This window comes from Telluria sp. LT2P34 (assembly GCF_059685915.1).
In genome coordinates this window covers 102,264-127,024 of record NZ_JCASIN010000004.1, presented here as the reverse complement: position 1 = coordinate 127,024, position 24,761 = coordinate 102,264, and the positions used below count along the sequence as shown (strand labels likewise).

At 64.0% G+C, this 24,761-nt stretch carries 20 protein-coding genes; 7 read left to right on the top strand and 13 right to left on the bottom strand.

The window, feature by feature from the left end; all coding sequences use genetic code 11:
* Positions 1 to 42: 42 nt before the first annotated feature.
* The 4 genes from AC56KZ_RS13140 to AC56KZ_RS13125 form a co-directional block, all read right to left on the bottom strand.
* A complete protein-coding gene (locus tag AC56KZ_RS13140; RefSeq protein ID WP_497162620.1) occupies positions 43 to 525 on the bottom strand; it encodes a DUF6644 family protein in 483 nt (160 codons plus the stop codon).
* Entirely contained in the window at positions 525 to 872 is a 348-nt protein-coding gene (locus AC56KZ_RS13135) for a DUF6152 family protein (protein ID WP_497162619.1), read from the bottom strand. The genes AC56KZ_RS13140 and AC56KZ_RS13135 overlap by 1 nt, the downstream gene beginning before the upstream one ends.
* Positions 873 to 973: 101 nt before the next feature.
* On the bottom strand, positions 974 to 1,558 hold the full coding sequence (locus tag AC56KZ_RS13130; protein WP_497162618.1) for a histidine phosphatase family protein: 585 nt from the start codon (positions 1,556 to 1,558) through the stop codon (positions 974 to 976).
* Positions 1,559 to 1,604: 46 nt separating this feature from the next.
* The gene (locus AC56KZ_RS13125) at positions 1,605 to 2,621 is read right to left on the bottom strand and encodes a zinc-binding alcohol dehydrogenase family protein (RefSeq protein ID WP_497162617.1); all 1,017 of its coding nucleotides are present in this window, start codon (positions 2,619 to 2,621) and stop codon (positions 1,605 to 1,607) included.
* A 162-nt stretch (positions 2,622 to 2,783) separates the two neighbouring features.
* Here AC56KZ_RS13125 and AC56KZ_RS13120 point away from each other — a divergent pair, with 162 nt between their 5' ends.
* The gene (locus AC56KZ_RS13120) at positions 2,784 to 3,209 is read left to right on the top strand and encodes a DoxX family protein (RefSeq protein WP_497162616.1); all 426 of its coding nucleotides are present in this window, start codon (positions 2,784 to 2,786) and stop codon (positions 3,207 to 3,209) included.
* Positions 3,210 to 3,216: 7 nt separating this feature from the next.
* Here the strand turns inward: AC56KZ_RS13120 and AC56KZ_RS13115 are convergent, their stop codons facing one another.
* The 5 genes from AC56KZ_RS13115 to tssE all read right to left on the bottom strand — a co-directional run bounded on the left by AC56KZ_RS13115 (position 3,217) and on the right by tssE (position 9,731).
* Positions 3,217 to 4,521, bottom strand: coding sequence for a hypothetical protein (locus tag AC56KZ_RS13115; protein WP_497162615.1), 1,305 nt, complete (start codon positions 4,519 to 4,521; stop codon positions 3,217 to 3,219).
* Between the two features lie 16 nt (positions 4,522 to 4,537).
* Positions 4,538 to 6,250, bottom strand: coding sequence for an Hsp70 family protein (locus AC56KZ_RS13110; RefSeq protein WP_497162614.1), 1,713 nt, complete (start codon positions 6,248 to 6,250; stop codon positions 4,538 to 4,540).
* A gap of 88 nt (positions 6,251 to 6,338) precedes the next feature.
* Positions 6,339 to 7,424: a type VI secretion system baseplate subunit TssG gene (gene tssG / locus AC56KZ_RS13105; RefSeq protein ID WP_497162613.1), complete on the bottom strand. Its 1,086-nt coding sequence runs from the start codon at positions 7,422 to 7,424 to the stop codon at positions 6,339 to 6,341.
* Positions 7,388 to 9,229 carry a type VI secretion system baseplate subunit TssF gene (gene tssF, locus AC56KZ_RS13100; protein WP_497162612.1) on the bottom strand — a complete coding sequence of 614 codons (1,842 nt, stop codon included), beginning with the start codon at positions 9,227 to 9,229 and terminating at the stop codon, positions 7,388 to 7,390. Before tssF ends, tssG begins: the two co-directional genes overlap by 37 nt.
* Before the next feature lies 1 nt (position 9,230).
* Entirely contained in the window at positions 9,231 to 9,731 is a 501-nt protein-coding gene (tssE, locus tag AC56KZ_RS13095; protein WP_497162611.1) for a type VI secretion system baseplate subunit TssE, read from the bottom strand.
* A 221-nt stretch (positions 9,732 to 9,952) separates the two neighbouring features.
* On the opposite strand from tssE, the gene tssK reads away from it, so the two are divergent.
* From tssK to AC56KZ_RS13075, 4 genes are read left to right on the top strand one after another with little or no spacing between them, the layout of a single operon-like run.
* Positions 9,953 to 11,293, top strand: coding sequence for a type VI secretion system baseplate subunit TssK (gene tssK, locus AC56KZ_RS13090; protein ID WP_497162610.1), 1,341 nt, complete (start codon positions 9,953 to 9,955; stop codon positions 11,291 to 11,293).
* A 3-nt stretch (positions 11,294 to 11,296) separates the two neighbouring features.
* The gene (locus AC56KZ_RS13085) at positions 11,297 to 11,560 is read left to right on the top strand and encodes a PAAR domain-containing protein (protein ID WP_497162609.1); all 264 of its coding nucleotides are present in this window, start codon (positions 11,297 to 11,299) and stop codon (positions 11,558 to 11,560) included.
* 9 nt (positions 11,561 to 11,569) lie between these two features.
* Positions 11,570 to 12,952 carry a hypothetical protein gene (locus tag AC56KZ_RS13080; RefSeq protein ID WP_497162608.1) on the top strand — a complete coding sequence of 461 codons (1,383 nt, stop codon included), beginning with the start codon at positions 11,570 to 11,572 and terminating at the stop codon, positions 12,950 to 12,952.
* 26 nt (positions 12,953 to 12,978) lie between these two features.
* A complete protein-coding gene (locus AC56KZ_RS13075) occupies positions 12,979 to 13,911 on the top strand; it encodes a formylglycine-generating enzyme family protein (RefSeq protein WP_497162607.1) in 933 nt (310 codons plus the stop codon).
* On the opposite strand, the gene AC56KZ_RS13070 is transcribed toward AC56KZ_RS13075, so the two are convergent.
* Together AC56KZ_RS13070 and AC56KZ_RS13065 are read right to left on the bottom strand one after the other, a co-directional pair.
* On the bottom strand, positions 13,908 to 16,109 hold the full coding sequence (locus AC56KZ_RS13070) for a hypothetical protein (RefSeq protein ID WP_497162606.1): 2,202 nt from the start codon (positions 16,107 to 16,109) through the stop codon (positions 13,908 to 13,910). The two genes, AC56KZ_RS13075 and AC56KZ_RS13070, sit on opposite strands and share 4 nt — an antisense overlap.
* 46 nt (positions 16,110 to 16,155) lie before the next feature.
* Complete coding sequence (locus AC56KZ_RS13065) at positions 16,156 to 19,056, bottom strand: type VI secretion system Vgr family protein (RefSeq protein ID WP_497162605.1); 2,901 nt, start codon at positions 19,054 to 19,056, stop codon at positions 16,156 to 16,158.
* Positions 19,057 to 19,279: 223 nt separating this feature from the next.
* Between AC56KZ_RS13065 and AC56KZ_RS13060 the strand changes: the two genes are divergently transcribed.
* Positions 19,280 to 19,567 (top strand): hypothetical protein, encoded by a 288-nt coding sequence (locus tag AC56KZ_RS13060; RefSeq protein WP_497162604.1) that lies wholly within the window; start codon positions 19,280 to 19,282, stop codon positions 19,565 to 19,567.
* 22 nt (positions 19,568 to 19,589) lie between these two features.
* Here AC56KZ_RS13060 and AC56KZ_RS13055 read toward each other — a convergent pair whose 3' ends face one another.
* The gene (locus AC56KZ_RS13055) at positions 19,590 to 20,564 is read right to left on the bottom strand and encodes a diguanylate cyclase (protein WP_497162603.1); all 975 of its coding nucleotides are present in this window, start codon (positions 20,562 to 20,564) and stop codon (positions 19,590 to 19,592) included.
* A 71-nt stretch (positions 20,565 to 20,635) separates the two neighbouring features.
* Positions 20,636 to 23,137, bottom strand: a complete 2,502-nt coding sequence (locus AC56KZ_RS13050) for a CehA/McbA family metallohydrolase (protein WP_497162602.1) — start codon at positions 23,135 to 23,137, stop codon at positions 20,636 to 20,638.
* Positions 23,138 to 23,355: 218 nt separating this feature from the next.
* On the opposite strand from AC56KZ_RS13050, the gene AC56KZ_RS13045 reads away from it, so the two are divergent.
* Positions 23,356 to 24,675 (top strand): hypothetical protein, encoded by a 1,320-nt coding sequence (locus AC56KZ_RS13045; protein ID WP_497162601.1) that lies wholly within the window; start codon positions 23,356 to 23,358, stop codon positions 24,673 to 24,675.
* Positions 24,676 to 24,761: the final 86 nt, after the last annotated feature.

Sequence of the window (24,761 nt, the reverse complement as noted above, 5' to 3'; positions counted from 1 at the left end):
TCGGATGGGCGACTGTAGCATGAAGGCAGCCGGGCTTGCCTTTCAAAGGTAGGCCAGCAGGCGCCCGCAGCTGATCACGCCCAGCCACAGCAGGATCGACAAGGCCGCCCCGAGGCGGGCTGTCAGCGGCGCCGGCCGCTCGCGGTCCCAGCTGGCGACAGTGCGATACGGCAGCAGGTGGAACACCAGCGCATTCATGCCGGCCGCGGCGATCAGGCCCAGTTTCAGGAGAAAAGCGGGATTACCGGCTAGTTCCACCGGATGCGCCGAAAACAGCAGGAGCCCGGCCGGCACCACCAGCAAGGCGCTGATCAGCGCCCAGCGCAGCAGATGGCGCCCGAGTGCGGCGACCGGCAGCATGCGCGCGCAGCCCAGCACGCGTAGGTCGAACAGCACGACGCTGCCGACCAGCACCGAAAAGCCGGCAATGTGGACGATCTCGACGATCGGATAGGCCCAGGTTGCGGTGCGCATGGCGGCTGACAAGGCGCTGCCGGCCAGCCAGTCCAGCGCACCGGCCTGCATCAGCGCAGCTCCGTGGTCTTGCCCTCGATCGTGATGCGTTCGGCGCGCAGTTCGTCGCCCTTGCTGCGGTGCGGGTAGCCGTGGACGGTGGCTTTCTGGCCGGCCACCAGTTTCGCCGACGGCAGACCGCGGCTTTCCATGCGATACGGCGGCGCCAGCACCACCAGCCAGGTTTTATCGGCCGTTTTCAGGCGCACGTAGCCGTGCGGCTGCTCGTATCCGGCTGTTTCGATGGTGCCCGACAAATCGAGCGGCTTGTCGGCCTGGTATTCGCTCCAGCCGTGGTGGGCCGCCGCGCTGCCGGCGGCGAGGGCGGCGACGGCCGCGAACAGGATCAGGCGTTTCATGTGCTTCTCCCAAGGAAGTTTTTCGTGACACGACAGGAACCGATTCTACGCCCGAATTTTCCGGATGGGCTCATGGCTTGCGCATTTTTGCACGGCCGTCGTCAATCGACCCGGAGCCGGCCAAGCACTTCCAGCTTGTCCTCGCGCAGGACCGTCACCACCATCTCGCCCGGCGCCAGCGACTGCCCGGTGAGCGCGCGGATGTTGACGTCGTGCGTGACCAGCACCAGCGGCGCGGTATCCCGGCGCGCCGCCAGTTTGGCGCGCAGGTCGCGCAGTTTTGCGTCCGAACGCGTGCTGTCTTCGGTGAACATCGAATCGAGGCTCGGTTCGGCCTGCACCCGGCCAAAGGCCAGGCGCGCCGTGTCGAGGCAGCGGCACCAGCGGCTCGACCAGACGGCGCCAGGCTCGATACCCTGCTTTTTGAACGCCGCGCCGATGCTGCGCGCGTCGCGCCGGCCACGCTCCGACAGGTTGCGCTGGGTCGCACACTGGCCCAGCACGAAGCCGGGCGGGTCGCCGATGCCCGGCACCGTTTGCGCGTGGCGCATCAGCACCGTGACCCCGCCGCTGCGCAGGCGCTGCCAGAGCGCGTCCTCACCCGGCTCGGCCGCCCGCGCCGGCAGGCCGGCCAAGCCCAGCACAAGCGCCAACAGCGCCGCTTTCATGAGATCCCGATTTTTCATCAACATACCGTTTAGCTGGTTTATTCTATTTAAACCATATGCATGCTTAATCGAAGCCTTCCAGGACCACCTTGCCGCTGGCCGCGCCGCTCTCGATAAAGGCGTGGGCGCGGCGCAGGTTGGCGGCATTGATCGTCCCGAAATGCTCGGCCAGCGTGCTGCGGATGCGGCCGTCCTCGACCAGCTGCGCCACTTCGTTGAGCAGCAGGTGCTGCTCCTGCAGATCCGGCGTCTTGAACAGCGAGCGGGTAAACATCAGCTCCCAGTGCAGCGAAATGCTCTTGCGTTTCAGGAGGCGCACGTCGATCGGTTCCGGGTCGTCGATCAAGGCCAGCTTGCCTTGCGGCCGGATGGCGTTGGCGAGGGCGGCGAAGTGCTGGTGCGTTTGCGTCAGGCTGACCGCGTAGTCGACTTCGCCCAGGCCCGCCTCCTGCAGGGCCGTGTCGAGCGGGCGGCTGTGATCGATCACGTGGTGGGCGCCGAGGATGCGCACCCATTCCCGGGTCTGCGGGCGCGATGCCGTCGCGATCACGGTCACCCCGGTCAGCTGGCGCGCCAGCTGCACCAGGATCGAGCCGACACCGCCGGCGGCGCCGACGACCAGCAGTTGTTGCCCGTGATGGGCGCCGAATTTCAGGCCCAGGCGGTCGAACAGCAATTCCCAGGCCGTGATCGCGGTCAGCGGCAGCGCGGCCGCTTCGGCGAAGCCGAGCGTGGTCGGCATGCGTCCGACGATGCGCTCGTCCACCAGCTGCAGCTCGCTGTTGCTGCCCGCACGGTCGATGGCGCCGGCGTACCAGACGCGGTCGCCCGGCTTGAACAGCGTCACCTGGGGGCCGACCGCGCGCACGATGCCGCTCGCGTCCCAGCCCAGCACGCGCGCTTCTTTCTGAGGGTCGGGCGGCAGGCTGCGCCGTATTTTGGTGTCGACCGGATTGACGGAGACGGCATGCACCTCGACCAGCAGATCGTGGCCGCTGGCGACCGGGTCGGGCAGCAGGATGTCCTGCAGGGCGGCGGCGTTGTCGGCGGGCAGGGAGGCAAAGGCGGCAATGGCTTTCATGGTTTTCTCTTCTCAATTCGAATGCCGACCAGTGTAGCCACTCCGGCAGGAGCGCGTTGCGCGTTGCGCGCCCGCGCCCCGTCAATTGTGCGCAAGCGCTTGCTGAACGGTTCCATACTGCCGCTGCAGCCTTCGCCTACTTAGCCCACCAGGAGCCATCCGATGAGAGCCAAACAGTCTTCCGCTTCTTCCTACGACGATCTCGGCAAGCTGTTGCTGCGCCTGACCCTTGCCCTGCTGCTGCTGTTCCATGGCGTCGCCAAACTGGTCGGGGGTGTCGGTTTCATCACCGGCATGCTCGAGAAAATGGGCTTGCCCGGGGCGCTCGCCTATCTGGTCTACGTCGGCGAAGTGATCGCGCCGCTGCTGATCCTGGTGGGCGTGTGGACGCGCCCGGCGGCGCTGGTCGTGGCCGGCAACATGCTCGTCGCGGTCTGGCTGGTGCACAGGGCGGAATTGTTCACGATGTCGAAAACCGGCGGCTGGGCGCTGGAGCTGCAGGGCATGTTCTTGTTTGCAGCGCTGGCAGTGGCCTTGCTAGGGGCGGGGCGCTACAGCCTGGGTGGACGCGCCGGCAAGTGGAATTGAAGGCGCGTCAGATGCTGCGGGTCAATGGGGCCTTGCCCGGCGCTGCCTTTTGCGAATCGATCTGGATGAGCAGGCTGACGGTGAAAATGCGGGCAGTCGAAGGGGGAAACGGTTTGGCGGCGCGCAGTGCCGCTTCGGCCGCCGCCTCAAATCCGGGCAAGGGGTTTCCCAGCAGTTTTTTTGTGCGAACTACCTTGCCTTCGGCATCGAGAAACACGTCGTAACTCAGCTTGTAATAGCCCGGTTCGGCGCCGGGCGGGGCTTCGTAAGTGAATGGCGGAAAATGCACGGCCAGCTGTTCCACTGTCGGCGCGTTATGCCTCGCCTTCCTCTCGTCGGCGCGACTGTGCTGTTGGCCGGCTCCCGCTAGCGGCAGCGCAGACTGATGGTCATATAGAAATTGCAGCGACTTGAAGGCCACCGCCACGATCGCGATTTTCACGAGCCAGCGCGCCGCCTTTTCCAGACGGCCCGGCACGCGCGGCAGCTCGGCTTCGTGTTCGGCAATGCTGGCTTCCCAGTACGCGACCTGGTCCGGGTTGGTGACGACGAACAGCAGCGCCGGGAAGGATTCCTGCATGGTGCGCAGCTCGCCCTTGCTCTGGATAATCTCGCGCCGGTCCGCCTGCTGCTCGCGCCGCAGCAGCATGGCGACCCGGTCCTGCACCGAGCGCACCGCGATGGCCTGGCTGTCGAACAGGGCGCGTTCATCGATCGCCGCATTCACCAGGTTGCCGACATCACCGAACAGGGCGAGCCGGCGCCGGTCGCGCGCCCAGTCGAAGGCGGCGACGGCGGCGGGAAACAGGGCTTCGTGGCCGGGACGCCAGCCGCTCCCCAGCAGCTGGACGATGCACCATTCGAACTGGGTGCGCGCGCCGATGTTCACCAATTCGTCGTCGGCGAGGCGTTCGAGCAGCAGCGCATGCCAGGCATCCGGGTCGGCCAGGCGCTGTGCCAGCGCCAGCCCCTCGGCGCCTGCCTGGAAGCGCTCCCAGACGGCGCCGGCCAGCCTTATTTCGTCCAGTTCCGCCGCTTCGCCCGGGTCCTCTTGCTCCAGGCTTGCCAACGGCGCCTTGCCCGCCGGCGTGGCGGCGTGATCGCCGGCCTGCTCGGCTTCCTGGGCTTGCTGCGCCTGCCAGGCAGCCCAGTCCAGCGCCTCCTCGTAGGCTTCGCGCAGCGCCTGGAACCCGGCCGGGTCGAGCGCCTGGTCGACCTGCTTGAGCTTCTTGGCATAGGCGCGCCGGATCGCGCGCGCATCGGCCGCCCCGTCCAGGCCGAGCACTTCGAGGAAGGCGTAGGTGTCGTTCATCGCGCAGTATCCGGGCTCAAGCGTCGGGCAGCAGGAAGCTCTGGTGCTCGAAATAATCGAGCACCCTGGTAAATTCCTCGGCCGCCGGGACGATGATGCGACGGTCCTGGGATTCGAGCGCGCTGTCGAAATCGGTGATCTGCCGGCCCAGCTGCTCGCGCGGCATGCCGCGCAGTTGCTGGTAGAGGCGCTCGCCGCGCGCGAGCAGCGTGCGGTTGCCCATCTGGTCGCGCGGATGGATTTTCAGTTCCGACAGGGCGGTGAAGCGCTGGGCGATCTCGGCCTCGGTCAGCATGCCGGGGTTGCCCTCGATGACGAGCGCATGCACCTGCCCGGTGCGCGCAATGGTCGCCTCGACCTGCAGCAGGCCGTTGACGTCATAGGTCAGGCGCACATCGACCGGATTATCGGCGCAGGGCGCGGGGTCGAGCTTGATGCTCAGCTGGCCCAGCTTGATGTTGTCCTTCGCCATCCGCGCTTCGCCCTGGTAGATGTTCAGCTGGACCTCGGCCTGGTTGTCCTGCACCGGGAAATAGCGTTTCACGCGGCTCACCGGAATGACGGTGTTGCGCTCGATGATCGGGTCGAAATGGCCGTGCGAATAGCGTCCGCCATCCAGGCTCATGGCAGTATCGGTGCCGAGCGAGTAGGGCGCGACGTCGGTCATCACGACTTCGTCGAGCGCGGCGTCGTTCATTTTCAGCCCGGCCTGCACCGCCGCGCCGAGGGCGACGACTTCGTCCGGATTGATGTCGCAGGCGGGGAAGCGCCCGAACATGCGCGCCACCATCCGGCGCACGGCCGGCATCCGGGTGGCGCCGCCGGCCAGTACGATATTGTCGAGCTGGGCGATCGGCAGGCGCGCGTCGCGCAGCGCGCGCTCGACCGGATGGCGCAGGCGTGCCATCAGGTCGGCGCAGCTTTTCTCGAGCGTCGCTTCATCGAGCTCCATGGTGTAATCGGCCTTGCCGTCGCCAACGCGGATGGTGGCCCGCGGCGCGTCGGAGAGCGCACGCTTGGCCAGTTCGACCTGGGCCTGCAGGCGCTGCATGAAGTGGGCGTCGTTCCTGAGCGCACCCGGCACGCCGGCGCTCTCGAAAAAGCGCTCGACCAGGATCGTGACGAAATCCTCGCCGCCCAGGTAATTGTCGCCGGCAGAGGCGCGCACTTCCATCACGTTCTCGAACAGGTCGAGCACGGACACGTCGAAGGTGCCGCCGCCAAGGTCGAAGACGAGGAATCTGGTTTCGCTGTCGCGCTGGTGGATGCCGTAGGCGAGCGCGGCGGCGGTCGGCTCGTTGAGCAGGCGTTCGACCTTCAGGCCGGCAAGCTGGCCGGCCGCGCGCGTCGCCTTGCGCTGGGCATCCGAGAAATACGCCGGCACCGTGATGATGGCTTCCGTGACCGGTTGCCCGAGTGCGGCCTCGGCGTCTTCCTTCAGCGAGCGCAGCACCATGGCCGACAGCTCCTCGGGACGAAAAGCCCGCTTGCCGAGCATGACAGTGCTGTCGCTGCCCATCCTGCGCTTGAAATTGGCGGCGCTGCTGCGCGGATGGGTTTGCAGGCGTTCGCGCGCGGCGCGCCCCACGAGGATCGACCCGTCCTCGTCGACGCTGACGCAGGAAGGCGTCAACACGTCGCCCACGCTGTTCGGGATCAAGCGGGCCGCGCCGTTTTCCCATACCGCGATCAGGCTGTTGGTCGTGCCCAGGTCGATTCCAACGATCATGCTATCCCCGCATTGGCTTGAACATTGCAAAAATGCATCATATCGCAAGCGGACGCGGCATTCCAGCACAAGGTGTTTTCTTTGGAAATCACGCCATCTGCAGCGTGTAGTGGACGTCGTTGCGGTCCTGGCGCTGGGGGCCGTCGACCAGGTAGCTGTCCCAGCCGAGGCGCCCGAGCTTGCTCTCCTCGCGCAGGGTGACCGGGCGCACGTCGGCCGCGCGCAGCACAAGCTCGACTTCGTACTCGAACGATACCCCGGTAAACAGCGTCAGCAGGCTTTGCAGGGCGCGCGCCGCCAGGCCGCCAGGTAAAAAGGCCGTGAAACCGGCATGGTCGAGCGGCCCGATGACGAGGCGCAGGCGCAGATCGCGCTGCCAGACGCGGGCCCCGGCGATGGCGCGCGTGCCGAGTGTGGCGCTGGCGCTTCCCAGTACGGTTTGCTGGGCGAGCGGCATGGCGTACCAGTGGCCGATGAATTGCCGCACTGCGATCTGCTGGCCGAAATAGCCGGACAGCACGCGCGCCATCTGGGCGGCCGATACCGGCCGCTGGCGTAGCGCGGCAGCGAAATAGCCGAGCGATTCGTCGCGCACGGCGCCGTTCTCAAGGGCCGCCAGGCGTGCGCGCAAGGATGGGTGCCCGAGTCCCGCCAGGCCGAGCAGCAGGGGCAGGAAGCTGTCCCTGGCGCCCAGTTCGTATTTCAGGTGCAAGCGGTATTTGCGCCATGCTTCGTAGAACAGCGCCAGGGAACGGTTCGAAAACGTATCAAGGAAGGACCGCGCGCCTTCGTCCTTGTCGTCCAACTGCTGCGCCGCGATCCGTTCGGTGTAGTGCGGCGGCAGCACGCCCTGCCCGCCCAACAAACCCATGAACGAGGGGGTGATGCGAACCCAGCGCAGCGTGTTCGCCCGCAGGGCTGCCGCCAGCGAGGGTGCATCGTGCCCCAGGTCGCGCGGCTCGGTCGTGATGGCTTCGATCTGGCTGGCCGGAAAGCGCAGCGAGGTCGAGTTCTGGAAGCGCAGGAAGTTGGCGACCAGGCCAGCCTGCGGTGCGCCGTGGCGGCGCAGCCAGAGCTCGAACATGCGCACGGCCTGGAAGTACTCGAAACGGTAAGGTTCGCGGAACAGGCGCTCGATTACAGCAGGCTGGAATCGCCGCTCTTGGGGTGGCATGTCAATAATTCTTCTCCGGTTTTGGCCGAGACGATCACGAGTTGGGTAAAACTGTTGGCGTGCACGTAGAGGGCGAGGAAGCGTTCGACGATGTGGGCAAAGGCGTGGATGCCGCTGCCGATAAAGGCTTCCTCGTCGATGCTCAAACGCACCTCGACGCCGCGCACCAGGCAAGTGAAGGGATTGCCGGCAAGCCAGGTGCTGGCGGCCCGGTGCGCGATGGCCTGGATGCCGCCGATCTGGCGCTGCGAGGACGGCGAGCGCGGCAGGTCGTAGAGGGCCAGCATTTCGCGGAAGGCATCGACGCCGCCCTGGGTCAGCGACAGGTGGTTCAGGGCCAGGTGCGAAATCAGGCGCCAGTGGGCGCTGCGGCCGCTGGCGAAGCGGTAGGACCTGGTCGGTTTGCGCAGGAAGCGGATCGCGCGCACGCTCGATCCGCCCTCCAGGAACAGGTCGCCTCCGGCCTGGCCATAGCTCAGCTGTGAAGGCAGGTCGCGGTTCGAGCAGGTCAGCTCCAGGTTCAGGGTATCGGTCTCGACTGCCGCCGGGTCGAAGTCGATATCGACGATGGTGATCTGCGTCTCGAAACCGGGGCTGCGCTCGGACAGCGTTTCGTCGCGCCGCATGGCCCAGTAATGGCCGTGCTGGTCGGGCGTTTGCGCATGCTGCAGCGAGTAAAACGGGCGAAACTCGACGACCGTCTCGCCCTGCGGCGTCTGGCGTACCAGATTGACCGCATCGATCGACTGCACCTCGAAGGCAAAGGCGCGCCGCGCATCGGCCAGGACCGGGTAGCTGGGCGTGGTGTGGGTCAGGCGGATCGGCTCGCCGCGCTGGCGGAACAGGTTGATGACAGGCGTGCATCCCAGCAGCACGTTGTTGGGCGACAGCGTGCCGAGCATGCGCGCCGTGTTCGAGTCGCTGCGGATGCCCTTCAGTATCAAGTGCAGCGTGATCGATGTCGCGCCCGGCGGCAGGGCGGCGGCAAGCATGGCCAGGTCGAGGTCGAAAAAATTGAATTTTTCGGGAAAGCAAAAGTATTCGGTCAGCAGCCGGTAGGCCACATGCGAGCGCGCCGGGAAGTCGATCAGCGCTTCGTCGTCCTCGAAGCCGGCCGGTTTCACGGGGATGCCTGGCAGGGCCAGCCAGCGCCCGTTGCCGTCGGCCTCGGCATACGCCGCCACCGGGCGCATGAAGAGCGCGTCGCGCAGGGCCGCGCAGAACGAGGGCTCGCCATCGATGAAGACGCGCAGGCAAGCCAGCCCGAGCCGGCCTGGCGCGGCCCCGTCGAGGGTCGCCGAGAGCGTCAGGCTGATGCTGGACGTGGCATCGGGCGGTGCGCGCAGCGCGTCGGGCGTGCGCAGGATGTCGGAGAACACGGCGCTCGACATCGCCAGCGGCACGAGCGCGACCGGGTAGACGGTGCGGAAGGTGCAGGCGCCGCCACGCACCGGGCGTGTCGTCAGTTGGGTGCCGCGTGCGATGGTGCCCGCGGCCTGTTGCTGCGCGGCGCCGCCGCCATCGAAGTGCGCGATCGAGCACGAGGGAAACGGCCGCAGGTAGTGCGGATACAGCAGGTCGAACAGCGCCTCGGTGAATTCCGGGTAATCGTCGTCGAGGCGCTTGGCGATGCGCGCGTTGAGCAGGGCGAAGGACTCGATCATGCGTTCGGTATGCGGGTCTTCGCAGACCTCGCCGCTGATCAGGAGCCGGCCGGCGATCTTTGGATAGCGTTCGGCGAATTCGCGCAGGTTGCGGCGCAGGTAGCCGAGTTCGCTTTCGTAATACGGCAGTAATTGTTCCACATTACGCTCCCGCGGGCGCCGGGCGGCCCGCCTTGTTGATGCTGTAGCTCAGCGTCGAGGGCTGCAGGACGGCGTCGAAATTCACCGATTCCTGCGCGCTGTTGAGCACCAGCAGCGCGGTGATCGAAAAATCCAGGCGGTTGACGGCGCCCTCGCGCAGCTCGAGCGCCGCTTTCACATTGCGCAGGCGCGGCTCGTGGCAGGCAATCGTGCTTTCGATGGCGGCGCAGATGGTGGCGCGGTCGGCCGGGCTCGACAGCGACAGGTCGGCGAAATCGCGCATGCCGTAGCTGACCAGCGATTTGCCGCACTCCGGATAGCCGTCCAGCAGGCCGGACGGCAGCACCATGCGGGTATTCAGCAGCGCCTCAAGGTCGCGCGCCACCGCATCTTTCATGTCTTCCAGGGACATGCGCGACACCGCATTGGCGGCGCTGCTGCTGCTGCTGCGCGGCGGCGCCCCGAGCAGGCGGTCGAACAAGCCTGGCGTGAAACCTTTCATGGAGCTCCCTCGTCCGTGGATCGTTTGACGTGCACGCAACAGTGTTACCGGGCGCAGGCAGCCGAACCTTGAAAAAAGATAAGGAAGAGCAAACGCCCGTCATGGCGTTGTGCAATACCGACGTTTGACCCAACGCAAATACCGACGGGGGAAGGCGGTGCTACTGTTTCCGTTGGTAAAAATTGCGCCCAACATCGACTACTTCAGGGATGACCGCCGACATGACGAGCAAAGTACTCTGGGGCGAGGGCCTGCTCCTGCGCCCCCAGCACTTCCAGCGCCAGGACCAATACCATGAGCATTGCCTGCACAAGGGCATCAAGGCAGTGCATCCGTATGCCTGGGGCGTGGAACGGCTGGAAGTCGACCGCGAGGCGCTCGCCAACAATCTACTTCGCATCAACGACCTGGCACTGCGCTTCCAGGACGGCGCGCTGGTCGATGCGCCCGGCACCGACGGCTTGCCGGACACGGTCGACCTGACACTGCTGCAACAGGCGCAGCAAACCGTCACCTATTACGCCGCCTTGCCCGGTTTGAAACCGTTCAGCGGCAATTTCACGCCTGCCGGCCAGCCGGCGCAAACCGTGCGCTTCCTGCAGGCGAACCAGGAAACGCCGGACCTGTACACCCAGGCCGCCCCGGTGCAGCTGGCCTACCTGAAAAAAGCGGTGCGCCTGGTCTCCGAATTCGACCCGCGCGACGCCTATATTCACTTCCCGTTGCTGCGCCTGCGCCGGGCGACGACCGGCGGCTTCGAGCTCGATCCGGCCTTTGTGCCGCCCAGCCTGTCGCTGGGCGCGGCCCCGGTCCTGTTCCAGCAGCTGCGGCGCCTGCTCGACGCGCTGCAGGCCAAGGTCAGCGCCCTGTACGGCCACCATCGCGAGCCCAGCCGCAACGTGATCGAATTTCGCTCCGGCGACATGTCCTCGTTCTGGCTGCTGCACACGGCCAGCTCCGCCTACGCGACGCTGACCCACCATTTTCACCATCCGAGCCTGCATCCGGAACGCCTGTACGAACAATTGCTGGACCTGGCCGGCGGCCTGATGACCTTCTCGAAAAGCTGGACCCTGGCCGACCTGCCCCCTTACCAGCACGGCGACCCCGGCCCCGCCTTTGCAACGTTGCACACGATCATCCGCGAACTGCTCGACACCGTGATCTCATCGAAGTATTTTGCGATTGCGCTGAACGAAGTGCGGCCCTCGTACCACATCGGCGCCCTCGATTCCGGCAAGATTGACGACAAGACCAGCTTTTATATTTCGGTGGCGGCCGACATCCCGGCGGTGCAGCTGGTCGACGTGGTGCCGCTGCGTTTCAAAGTCGGCGCTCCGGACGACGTCGAAAAATTCGTGCTGTCGGCGCTGCCCGGCGTGCGTCTGCAGTACACCCCGCAACCGCCGGCCGCCCTCGCCGTACGGCCCGACACCTGTTACTTTATGCTCGAATCGAAAGGGCAGATGTACGAGCGCATGCTCAAGGCGCAATCGATTTCGATCTATGTGCCGGCGGGGATGAAGGAATTGAAGCTGGAATTGATGGCCGTGGCGGCGTAAATCATGCCCGGCCCCCTCATCGTCCTCGGCGACAAAACCTCGCACGGCGGCTCGGTCATCGAAGCCTCGCCCCACAGCGACAGCGGCGGCAAGCCGATTGCGCGCATGGGCGACAAGACCGTTTGCCCGAAACACGGCCCGAATCCCATCGTCCAAGGCGATACGACCCTGATCGTTGACGGCAAACCGGCGGCCCGCCATGGCGACAAGACCGCCTGCGGCGCCACCCTGATCGCCAGCCAGCAGGCGACAATCGACACCATCTGACGGACGCCGATGACCTCCACCACCGCAACGCCGGGCCGGACGCTGCCCGCCTGGCTGAAAAGCGGCCTGCTGGCCGTCCTCGTTTTCGTCCTCTGCTGGGCGGCCGCCATCGCCTGGTGGCAGTCGGCCAACAGCGAGCCCGGCGCAGCGGACTTGCTGCTGATGCTGCTGGCGCTGCCCTGCGCCCTGCTGTTGCTAATCACGCTGGGCCAGCGCTTCGTGATGCCGCGGCTGGCCGTGCCGGTCGCTGCGGCGGCGACCGCAGCGGCGCCTGCGGCAAGGGCCGCACCGCCATCGACACCGCCGCTGGCGATCCTGGCGACGGCGCTGCGCATGCCGCACGGCGCCTCCGCGGAAGAATTGGCTAGCGCGGTCGCCGAAGGCAAGGCGCGCGCCGACCTGGATCCGGAACTGGTCGATGACATGGGCTTCCCGATCACCGCCGCGCGCAGGGAAGATGCCGCGGATGAAGCCCTGCAGGAAGAAATCCACGATTGGCTCGCCGCCAACGGCATGGCGGACACGCGCTTCAGTGCGGGGCAATGGCGGGCGCTGGTGCTGGGGACGGCCGTCGTGCGCGATCTAGTCAGTTGCGCCGTATCGGCATTGATGCCTGTAGCTGGTCAGCCGCCGATGCTGCGGCTGCTGCCCATCCTGCCTGCCGAGTGGCCTGCCCAGCAGCGCAGTTCGGCCAGCGCGTGGTTCAGCCACCTGACTGTGCAATGCGGCTGGCCGCCGGCGAGCGTGAACTGTGTCGCGGCCAATTCCGCAAGCTGTGCTTTTCAGGCTGCGGCAGCCAGTGCGCACGGCGCCACGCTCGTGATTGCCTGCGAATCGCATATCGACCAGCAGCTGGTGGACCGCTGGGAAAGCGACGGCCTGCTTTTTACGCCGTCGCGCTTGCAAGGCTTGATTCCGGGGGAAGGCGCGGCTGGACTGTTACTGACCGATCTCGGTCTGATGAAGTCGCAAGCAGACGTCGTGTATGCGCTGCTCGATCCGTTTACCGAAACACGGCGTGATGCATCGATCGACGATACCAGGCGTGTCGATACGAAACCGCTCGCTGGCGTGGTCGAACGCGCGTGCAAACACGCCGGCATCGAACTATCCGATATCGGGATGCTCGTCGCCGATACCGGAGAGCGTAGTAACCGGTCACTGGAACTGATGGGATTTGCGTCCGCGACGCTGTCTCATCTCGAGAGCGCGGCCGATATCGCATGCATCGGTGCGGGCAGCGGCACGTGCGGCGCCGTGCCCTACCTGACGGCGCTGGCGCTGGCCCGGCATCATGCACTCGTGCGTGGGGGGCCGGTGCTCTGCATCAGTAACGAAGATGCCCACCATCGCTGCGCGACATTGGTACGCGCAGCGCCTTTGCCAGCGTGAATGTTGACACCCACAGGATGCCAAGCATGAGACTCCCGGTCTTCGTAATATTGATCAGCCTGCATGCAGCCGCTTCGTGCGCGGAGGTGGCTGCTCCGGCAAACGAACCTGTCGCCGGTGCTGCTCTCGACGCACGTATCCAGGCCTTGCTGAAAAAAGTGAAGGGTTCGCTTCGTCCGTTAAAGGCGGGTACGTTCGAGATGGGGGATTGGGGCAACGAACATGGCGTTCCTTATGATTTCGATGCGCACTCACGGCCTCTGCATAAAGTAACGCTGGATGGCTTTTCGATGATGGCCTATAAAGTGACTTATGACGACTTTGATGTGTTCACTGATGCCACAGATAACGAAAGGATCAGCATGGATGCTCAGGGTGTCGAGCATCGAACACCGAATCGCCCTGCCGGAGTAAGTTGGTACGGAGCCAAAGCCTACTGCGGATGGCTGGCAAAGCTGACGAAGCTCCCGTTCGATCTTCCGACTGAGGCACAATGGGAATATGCCGCACGATCAGGCGGTAAAAAAATGTTGTTCGCCACGGATAACGGGAAAATCGAAAGAGGGAGAAATTTTCCTCATAAATGGAAATTTGGCGATCGCGAAACGATCGAAATCGGCGGCTATCCGCCGAATCCGGCTGGGCTGTACGGTATGTCAGAGGATACTAAGGAATGGGTGATTGACTGGTTCGATGCAGACTATTATAAGATTTCACCCAAGCGTAATCCAACCGGTCCTGAGTCAGGCAAAAAAAAGGTAAAGCGCGGCAGTGTCGAAGGTTCCGCTGAAATTTCTGCCATGGTCTTCATGCGAACAGCTGGCTTTCCTCAGCCGTTGCGTACTATCTTTCCAAACGGCCTTGGAAACGGAGAAGCTGAGGTGCCACTTGCTGGCTACTCTGGGTATGAAACCGATAACTTCCGTTGCATCGTTAACAGAAAAGTCTACAAACCTTAAGCTGAGGCGTAGCCCGGATGATGCAATGGAAACTTTGCAATGGTGAACGCGGGCTCATCGTTGCGCAGGAAACCCCGTCCAAGTAGAGGTTCTGCTTGGGCAAGCTGTGCTTCGCAGCGATCAACACAGTTAGAAAATTGAGTACCGTTAACAACTGCACTGATCAGCTGAACCCCTTGATCACGTCCATTTTTGGCGCCTAAAGTAGGATTAATTCGCTCAAGGGTATTAGCGAGTTGACTGCGCGATTGAATAGTCGACAGCAGTTCAGCGATACAAAATGCTCCTATTTTCTGCAAATCATAGCCGTTCCCCTGCTTTGGCTGCATTAATATATCAGCGATACTACTGATCAGTGCTCCACGGGACTCAGGCGGCATGTAGGAGAACCAACCCCAGCCAGACTTCAATTGTTCTTCTATCTTTCTTATCAGCTGTTGCCCGTTTTGTTTTGCATCCTTGACAGCCTCATTGTATCTTTTTCCGATACGTAGAATATCTTCACCTACAAAACTTTCGATTCTGCTTCCCGCAGCAACTTGTAGATAAAGTATCTGGTTGAACACCATGAACGCCCGCTGGGGCATCGTTGCTACCATCTTCTTGTAATCCGCCTGCTTCAACTGGTGCGCAAGACACATGAAAAACTGAGCAATCTGCTCCGTCCCAACTTCGCACGCAACACTTCCGGCTCCGCCCAAACCAAGACACGCACCTGCCTTTGCTGCGATGACGAATCTGCCTTGGCGGTAATCACATTCGAACCCCAGCGTTGCTGCCAAGCCCTGAATTCCGCTCACGCCAACGCTCACTTTCGCGACGTCCACATACGCCGCGATCGCCTTGTTCAGGTCAGGCTTCTTGGGCCCTGCAGGATCGATGATCCCTTCCGGATTCAGCCATTGCAGGGCGCCCGCCAGGTCAATCGACTCCTTCACTCCCGCGAACACATCCACCTTGCCCTTCATTCCAACCTTTGCTGTCGCTCCCACCTTATTCCGAGGCGTACCACGCAGGCCCTGCTTATGCCCGGTAATCATCAAGGCAGAATCAGCCTCCAGCGCGACGCTGGCGCCGGCGATGGCTGACAAGATGAGATCGCCACGCATACGGAAGTAACCCAGGCTTAGGGGCTGCCCTAGCAAATCGGTATCCAGATGCCAACCGGCGGCATGTGGCAGATACAAGGTCGTCTGGACTTTGGCTTCGCCAATGGCAAACGAAGCTTCCGCATTCGCCTTGACGCTGAATTGGGCGGCTTTCGCCGCGCGCTTGAAGCGCTGCTTCCAATTCCTGTCGCGTGCTTCGTAAAAATTGCCTTGGAATGGCATGAAGGTCGCTTCAGCGCCAGCGCCGGCCGACCAGCGCAGAAATTGCGCGTCCGGTTTCAGGTCGATCATTCGCTGCGAATTGTCAGGATCGCGAATGTCTGCGCCCCATAATCCGTCAATGATTTGCTTCTGAGTGCGTTCCAGGACGGCGGTGGCACTCGTGCCCATGACCTTCGCCCAATCGGTCAGGATCCCGCTGAACTGGTCCGCGTCCGCCGGCGCCAGCTTCCATTGTTTGCTGAACTTTGCCTTGTCCTGGGCTTGATTGAGGATTCGGTTTCGGAGTTCCTTCGTGTTCAAGGTCGTGCCGTTGAACAGTTTTTCGCTTGGTGGCCTGGTACGCTCGGCTGAGCCTTCCACCATGTAGACGCGGCGGTCCGCGAGTGCGGTTCGCAGCTTGCTGGCGTTGACGTAGATCGGGGTATGCGTCCTGCCTTCCATGCGCTTCATGGTTAGCGGCACGAGTTCGACCAACTTGCTCGGGTCCACATTCTGACTGGCCAGCGCCTGCACCCGCTCTTTCGCGGCATCGCTTCTTTGTGACAAGGTAAGGAGGGCGGTTTCGAGATCCTTCCTGGCTTGCGCAATGCCGGCTTTTGCAGCGTTTGGCAGTTCGAGCAGCTCTTGCAGCGAGAGCGAGGCGGCAGTCACATCGCGATTTGCCTCCTGCAGCGCTTCGATCGCCATCTTGTTCTGGTGTCCGTCCGCACGACATGCCAGCCATTCATCCGGATACAAGGCAATAAACGAATTGTTTTCCGGCCGGTAAAGGAGAACGCCCTCCGTCGAGGAATGCGGCACTTCCACATACGTCTCTCTCGACGTCGTGGTTGGCGCGGATCTGGCGGCGGCAAGCGTTTCGCTCATTGGATTCCTTCAAAAAGGGAATAACGACGGGACTGCACTGCCGATCTCATTCATCTGCCGGCAAATGCAGGGTGAGCTTCTCGCTGTTTTTGGTAAAAATGCGCTGGGTACGTCCTTGGGCATCGGTGAAACCTTCCAGCTTTACGCCGCTGGCGGACTCCAATCGATAGCGCACGCGGGCCATCGGTTGTCGCGTCTCCTCGTTCACGACAACAAAGGCTTCGTTATAGATGTCTTTCGCCTTCGGCAGATTTGGGGCGCGAACACTACCATCGGCCGGGCCCGTCCATTCTTTCTTGCTTGCCTTGAATTCGACCTTGCCCGGCGCGTGCAGCATGATGTTGCCGCCCTCGAGCTTCAAACAGGCGCCCTGCGCGCTCAAGAGGACGTGCTTTGCGGCGGCGACGACCACTGCCTGGTTGACGCTTGCCACGGTAATGCACTTGTCGGCCGTGACACGGGTGGCACCGGACTGGCTCTGGATACTGAACTTGCCGCTCGCCGCATGCAGTCTGATCCCCGTCTCCTGGTTGGGTTTGTCCCTGGCGCTGGCTTTGCCGTAGGTGAACAGACTGATGCCCGCTTTGACGGCATGGTGCTGACCGCCCTGGGACATGAAATTCAGATCCTGCCCCGCGCTCAAGCTGCTTGTCCTGCCCGCCACAAACACCGCATCGGCCGGCGTGCTTGCCACAATGCCGGCAGGGCTCGACAGTTGCAGGTGCGGCTGCCGGTAGACGGCCGCTTGCGCCTGCCCGCCCTGGAGCACGTCGCCGCTGTGTTTCATTTCCGTCAATGCCGCGAGATCGGCGCACTGCCCTGGTCCCGGCACGGCCTGGTGCTTGCGCGCGGTGTCCGCCAGCGCAGCCTGGAGTTCGCTGGACGCTTCGATTTGCGCATGCGCCTCGCGCGAATCGAGCTGGTTGCCGCTGGCGCCGGACCGCGCGTCGGTGGATAGCAGCAATCCCTTGCCTGCGCGTAGCGCGGCGCTGTGGGCTGTCTTGAGCTCGGCGCCGTAGCCTGTCGGCTGCAGGCGCTGGTTGTCGGTCTGGTGGCGAAGCGTGCCGAGGTTGAGTTCCGCCGTGCCCGTATGGGGCGCGGCATGGCTTTGCAGTGCGATACGCGGCTGGCCTGCACTGTCGTCGAACACGAGCTGGTTGTACGCGCCATTTCCGCTCTGGCTGGTACTCATGCCTTGCGATTTGATTCCGGAGAGCGCGGCTGGGTGCGCATGGGCGCCGCTCTCGCCAGGGAACCATGCCGGGGCGTTGCCGCTTGCAGCGCCGGCACCGAAGGAGCGGCGATTGTGCTGGGCGTCGTTCTCGCCCTGACCGTTGTACACGCTGCCGATGACCACCGGGCGGTCGATATCGCCCTCCAGGAAGTCGACCAGCACTTCGCTGCCGACCCGAGGCACGGCGGCCGCACCCCAGTTGGCGCCTGCGACCGGCGCCAGCGGCGAAGCCACGCGGACCCAGGTGCCCGAGCGATCGTCGGCCGGCGCACCGGTCTGACCGTTTGGCGCCGGGTGATCCAGGCGGCTGTGGCTGCGGTTGTCCGGCGCTGCATTGCGCTGCCAGTGAAATTGCACCTTGATGCGGTTGTCCCGATCCGTATGAATGACGGCGCCGGGCGGACCGACGACGATGGCCGTTTGCTGTCCGCTGACAGTGGGCCGCGGATGCAGCAGAAGGCCATGGCCGTCGGCGCTGCTGCTGCGGTAAGGAATCTCACTGCGAATCGCATCGATCCGGTTGCGGTACAAGGGCCGCTGCGGCATCGTCCTGCTCGACTGCAGGCCGTCGGATGGCTCATCGGCAAAGGTTGGCGCCGTCTCGCTCCCCAGTGCGTGCGCAATTGCCGAGCGCAGCTCCGCACCAAGGTTGTTGTGGGCCAGGTGCAGCACGCGGGTGATGGCAAACCTGCGGCCACCGCCGTCTTGTGCCTGATCCAGCTGCGCCTGGCCATGCAGGACGAAGGTGGTTCCCGGGGAGAAGCTGCGTACTGTCCCGGCGCCGGTATGCCGTTCTGCGCCGACCTGGATTGCTTGCAGCTGATGAGCAACGATGCGCTGCCCCTGGGCACGCGTCGGATACGCATACGCGCCCGGCGTATCGGAGCACAGCGCCGGCGGCGTCCCGGACGCCGGATCGGTGCCGGCGCAGACGAGTCGATCGCTTCGGGAACGGTAGTCCCAGCTGCGCATGCTGGCAGCGCCCGCGACTGCACGGGTCGTGATGCGCCAGCGGTCGATACTGTCTTCGCGCATGACCGCCCCTGGCTGGGTGAAATGGACCTGCGCTTGCACGTTTGGCTGGAACGCGTTGTTGTGGTCGGCAATGACCATGGTATGGCTGCCGGGATCGCGCGCGTTCCCCGTAAGGCGGTGCTCGAAATAAAAGAACAGCCCTTCCTCGTACATCAGGCGCTCGGCAAAGGCAAAGTCCGATTCCTGGTACTGGCAGGTCAGCGAGCGCAGCGGGTAGATGCTGCGGTCGGCGATCTCGTAGCGCCATGCGACAGCAAATGGTCCCTTGGCCTGCAGACTGCCGAACACCGCGTCAAGGATGTCGAAAACGGTCTTGTCCTGGAACATGCGGCTGTCGCGGCCGAGCTTGAGGAAAGCTGACCACGGTTCGAGCGTAAGGGTATAGCGCGCAAACCCGCCGTTCGCGCCGACGCACACGGCGGACGTGACGTGGCCATGAAACGGACGCCATGGCATGCCGGGAGCCGCAGTCAGCAGCTCCAGCAGGACCGGCTGGCCAAGCAGCGATTTCAGGGGGATATGTGCATCGGTGGAGAGGGCGGAAACCTGCAAGGAAAAGCCGCCGCTCAGGCTTTCCTCGCCCCGCATGCACTCGACCAGCAGCGTGTCCGGACCGAGTGGCGTGACCAGGCGCAGCAGGCGGGTATCCTGCGTGAAGCGGGGAAATAATTCGACCACTCGATGCTCCTGTCCAGATGCATGAACGCCGTGATGGCGGTCATCGCAATAAACATGCATTGTTACCCGCTGCCCAGGACCAATTATTGATTAGCAGCAAAATCTGCCTTTTCCCAGCGATGCTCCGACGCCGCCTACACGCAGTCAGCCCATCCTCCTATTCGCATCTCTCCATAAAGGTCTAAGATCGACGTCTCGGTCATCACGCATGAAGGAGGGTCACATGGCAGGAACAAAACACGTCGACACCGGCGAGCGCAAACCGGATGGTGTGAACAAGGGGCCCGATCCGCTGTCGGGCAGGTCGGATTCTGCCGACCCGGATACCGGCCAGCACCAGCAGGACAGCGGCCACTACACCGGAACGCCGACGAGCGGGAATCCCACTGCCGACGCCAGCCGCGATGGCGGCATCGTCCGCTCCACGCCGGAGAGCAATGTCGGGCCGCCAGGCGCGCCGCAAAGCAGCCGCGGCAGCGCGGACAAGCCCGGCGGCGGCGGCACCCGCTGAAGGGGTTTACAGGTAAGGCGCCCTAGTCGAGCGCGAATGCGGCGTCGGCGTAGACCACGACCTGGTCGCGCCCGCCCCGCTTGGCTGCATACAAAGCCTGGTCGGCAGCGTCGATCAGGGCCGGCGCATCGTTCAGCCCATCCGTACTGAAACTGGCCACGCCGATGCTCAGGGTGACATGGCGGCGCCCCGCCGCCGGTGCATGGGCCAGCGCCAGCGCAGCTACGTGGGCGCGGATCGCGTTCGCATGGCCTTGCGCCTGCTCGGAGGAGGTATCGGGCAGGATGGCGGCGAACTCTTCGCCACCATAACGGGCGGCGACATCGGCCGGGCGTTTCAGCATGCCTGCAATTGCCTGGGCCACGGTGGTGAGGCAGGCGTCGCCCTGCTGATGGCCGAAATGGTCGTTATAGGCCTTGAAGGAATCGATATCCATCAGCAGCAGCGCCAGCGTGCCGCCGTGGCGCTGGGCGCGCCGCAATTCGCGGTCGAGCGCCACGTCGAAGCCGCGCCGGTTGGTAATGCCGGTCAGTCCATCCATATACGAGCGGGCGCGCAAGGCTTCGGCATGCTCGAGCAACTGGCGCTCGCGTCCAGTTGCACCGCTGACGTCGCGGATTTCGATCATGCACAGGCGCGCCTTGCCGTCGCTGAACGGCGTCACCGACACCGCCTGGTCGATACGCGCGCCATCGAAGCTGCCCGCTTCGCGCAAGGGAAACGGAGAACGGTCCTGCGACTGCGGGACATTCGTGCTCACGCCATCAAGCAGCGCGGCCAGCACTGCGCTGTCGATGCGCGATCCACGCAGCTCAGGGAACACGTCGAACAGCAATTCTTCGCGCACCCGCGCCGCCGAGCGTCCCGAGCGGGTCACCATCCAGCGGTTCCACAGGACGATGCGGGCATCGGCGTCGAGCACGATGATGCCGCAATTGACGAGGTTGACCGTGTGCGAGGCGAGGGAAGCCGGGGTATCGGGCGGAAGGAGAATCACAGGCGGATCGATGATGGAAACCACCGATCATACTGTAATTTGCACCGTCCTTTCCCGATAGTTTCAGTCCCTTACTGCACCGTCAGCGCCACGTCGTCGACCAGGAAGGTCGTCTGCAGCGACGCGTCCTCGGCGCCGGCGAAGAACACCTGCACGGTCTGCCCTTTATAGGCCGACAGATCGACGCTGCGCTGCACATAGCCGCTTCCCTTGTTCAGGTTCGAATAGGTGACCGGCGTGGCCAGGATGGCGCCGCCGCTGCTGCGGACCTGCAGCTTGAGCGTGTCGTAGGCGGAGCTTGTCGTGGTTTCCGCGCTCGATACGTTCAGCCAGAACGAGAGCGTCGCGCTGGCGGCGCTCGAGGGAATCGTCACCTGCTGGTACAGGTTATCGGTGCGGGTCGCGCCGGAACCGGCAAATTTTGCTTCCCAGGCGCCGCTGCGGGGCGGGGTCGCCGTCGCATTGTTGACGATGCCGCTGCCCCCGCTCCAGGACACCGCGCCCGACTCGAAGCCGGGATTGGCCAGCAGCTGGGTGCCGACGCTGCCGCTGCCGTTACTGATGCTGAAGCTTGCGGCGTTTGAACTGCCGACATTGCCGGCGGCGTCATAGGCCTTGGCCGTGAGGGTGTGGGCGCCGTTGGCCAGGGTGGTGGAGTCGAGCGTCATCGCGTACGGCGCCGTGGTGTCCGTTCCTTTGAGCACGCCATCGACCAGGAACTCGACCCGGCTGACGCCCACGTTGTCGCTGGCCGTGGCCGACAGGGTGATGGTGCCGCTGTTGCCGCTCGTGCTGGCCGACACGGCCGGCGCCGTGGTGTCGCTGGAGGCGGCCGACTGGGTCACCCAGATCGGCGCCGACCACAGGATCTTGCCGTCGCTCTGGGTGATCTTCGCATAATAAAAATGCTGGCCGACGCTGGGGGTAATGGTCGTGCTGGCGCTGGTGGAAAGCTGGGTGACGGTGCCGTTACGCCCCGGGACACCCTCGAACACCGCGACCGACGACACCGTCTTGCCGGAGCTGTTGGCGAAATTCGTCACCAGGGTCAGGGGCCCGCTGTTGCTGATGCGTTCGCCCATCACGCGGCCGTTGGCGGTCAGCACCAGCTGCGAGGTCTTGTCCATCGTCGCGAAGACACGCCGTGCGCGCAGCGCTTCGATGAAACTGGCGTTGGTGAGGGCGGTGCCGGTCGGGATCAGGACGCCCGTGCGGTTGGTGTAGGACGCGCCCCAGTTCGCGCAGTGGTTGTCCTGGTTGGTGGAAAAAGCGACGTGGAAGCCGGCCTCGAGCGCCTTCTTGCAGCCGCTCTCAAAAGTGCTGCGGCCGGTTTCGGTTTCGGTGGTGTTGCTGGAGAAAGCGGAGGTATTCATCACCTCGCACAGCACCATGGCCTGGTCGCCATCGGCCGAGTAACCGAGCGCCACGCCGTTGACCAGGAATTGCCCGCTGCTGTCGGGATGGTTGAACTGGCCGATCCAGCCGCGGTTCTTCATCAGGGTGTACAGCCCGGCGTAGTCGTTCTTGGCCGTAAAGGTGTCGCCCAGCAGCTCGTTGTTGCTGTTGTATTCCCACTCGAGCAGCTCGGGCGAATTCAGGATATTCAGGTGGCCGCCATTGCTGATCACGCCCCACTCCAGGCCGTACACGGCCAGGAAATTCGGGTTGGCGAGATTAAAATCGGCCGCCGCTTTCAAACCCGATTGGTACAGGGATTTGGCGGCCGCCGCGCTGGCGCCCGTGTTGGTGGAACTGGACCCGTCGTACATGTGGTTGTGCTCGGAGGTCAGGAGGATGTCGAGTCCGCGGTTCTTGGCATAGGCAAAGGCGTCGGTCGGTCCGAAAGCGCCCGCTTGCGGCGACTCCGAACTGGTGCAGGAAGCGACCGCGGCGCCGCCATCGCTGTGGTTGGTCTGGCTGTGCAGGTTGGCGTAATACACGGTGTAGGGCAGGGAGGCGGGGGCGGGCGCCGACATCGGCGAGACGCCGCTCACCGCCTCTGGGGCTGGATTGCCGGCGGCAGCTGCGTTGCGCGCGTCCGCGGCATTGCCGGCGCCGGCGGGCAGGGCCTCGAAGGCCGGCATCGGTACGGCGCCGGTGTCGCCGACGGTAATATCCCATGCCTGCTCCACCCGGTGGCCGCTGTCGCCTTCGAGGGCGGCGTCGATCGCCTCGCCTGTCTGCGGAGTGCGACGCAGGCCTGCATCATTCGCCACCGCAAGCATGCGCACCTGATACACGCCGTCGCGCAGGGCCGGATCTTTCAGGCGGCCATTCCAGTTCACCTTGACGCTAAGCGGTTTGCTGGTGAGCTTCTCGAGACCTTGCCAGCGTTCGATAACGCGGCCGGCCGGGTCGGTCAGCTCGAGCCGCCAGGCGATCTCCTGGGCTTGTTCGACGAAGGGGTAGCTGAAGGTCAGCGCAAAGCTGCGGCCCTCTTGCGCTGCCGCCTGCGCCTTGTAGGGCGCATGCAGGGTCGCTTCGAATTCACGATGATCCGTTTCCGAAGCAAAAACCGGTTGGCCGAACCCCATTGCCAGAACCAGCGGCAGCAGTTTCATGGTGCGATGCATGTGACTCCCCTTCTCATTGTTATTAAAAAATGGAAACTCTACGCAGAGTGCATGACACATACATGACAAACAAGCACTTTTCCAGCAGAACTCGACGGTTGCAAAGATGTTCTACAATCCGAGGTGCAGGCTAGCACCTGAGCCATGCGCTCATAGAAAGAGTGGACTACGTGCGAAATTCCGAGATCGGCTCGAATGACAAGGCAAGGAAGCGTGCTGTGAGCAGCCTGCCGGCAGAGCAGCTCAACAGTTCCTGTTTTTGCAGCAGCCTGGACAAGTCAGCCTTGAAGTCGGCGCTGTCCGGAGAACTGCACGACGACAGGCTCTTCAAGCTGATCGAGGAACGCTGCCCCTTCCTGTTCTCGGCACGGCCGGTATTCATTTCCGACACCCAGAGGCACAGGATCGAGGAAGTGGTCCATGCACTCGAGTCCGTCATCCGGCTGCCGGCCTACAGGGCGCGGGTACTAGCCGATGCGCCGGCCATCGCCAGGCTGGCGCCCCCGAACCAGGGCGTCTTTTTCGGCTACGACTTTCACCCGGACGGCACCAACCTCGGCCTCATCGAGATCAACACCAACGCCGGCGGGGCGATGCTGAACGCCGCCATGGCGCGCGCGCACCGAAGCTGCTGTGCGCTTGATGCGCAGCTCGCGCAGTCCATGCTTTCCGGTGCGCGCTTCGAGGAAGAGATCGTACGGATGTTCCGGGCCGAATGGGCCGCGGCAAGGCAGACGGCGCCGCTGCGCACGATCGCCATCGTCGACACGCAGCCCGAGCAACAATATCTCTATCCGGAATTCCTGTTATTTCAGCGGCTCTTCGCCAACCACGGCATCCATGCCCTCATTGCCGACCCGGGCGAGCTTGCTTTTATCGATGGCGCGCTGTGCTTGGGTGCGCTGAAGATCGACCTGGTCTACAACCGGCTGACCGACTTCATGCTCGAGGCGCCGGAATCAAGCGCCCTGCATGACGCATATTCCCAGGACGCAGTGGTCCTCACCCCGCACCCGCAAGCGCATGCTCTCTACGCGAATAAACGCAATCTCACCATCCTGAGCAATGCGGCGGCGCTGGAAGCGCTCGGCGTGCCGCAGGCAAGCATCGACATACTGGTTGCCAACGTGCCGTTCACGGAGAGCGTTACGCCGGCCAACGCCGAACGCTTGTGGGGCGAGCGGCGCCAGCTGTTCTTCAAGCCCGTCGCCGGATTCGGCAGCAGGGCCGCTTACCGCGGCGACAAGCTGACCAAGCGCGTGTGGCAGGAGATCCTGGCGGGCGAATACATCGCTCAGCGCCTGGTCGCACCCGGCGTGCGCGTCTCCGGTACCGCGGACAGTCCCGAAACCTTGAAATTCGACTTGCGCAGCTATGTCTACGACAGCCGGGTCCAATTTACCGCCGCGCGCGTGTACCAGGGCCAGACCACGAATTTCAGGACGCCGGGCGGGGGGTTTGCACCGGTCTACAGTCTGGGGGACGAGGAAGTGGCTGCGGAGTTGAAAACCATTGGTGAAGCTGCTGCGCCGGCCTGAGAGCGTCGATGCAGCGAAGCTGCCGGTGTCGGGTGTGGCCGGCTGTCGAGACCGCGCGGCTGCTCAGCTTGCCGTAGGTCGAACAT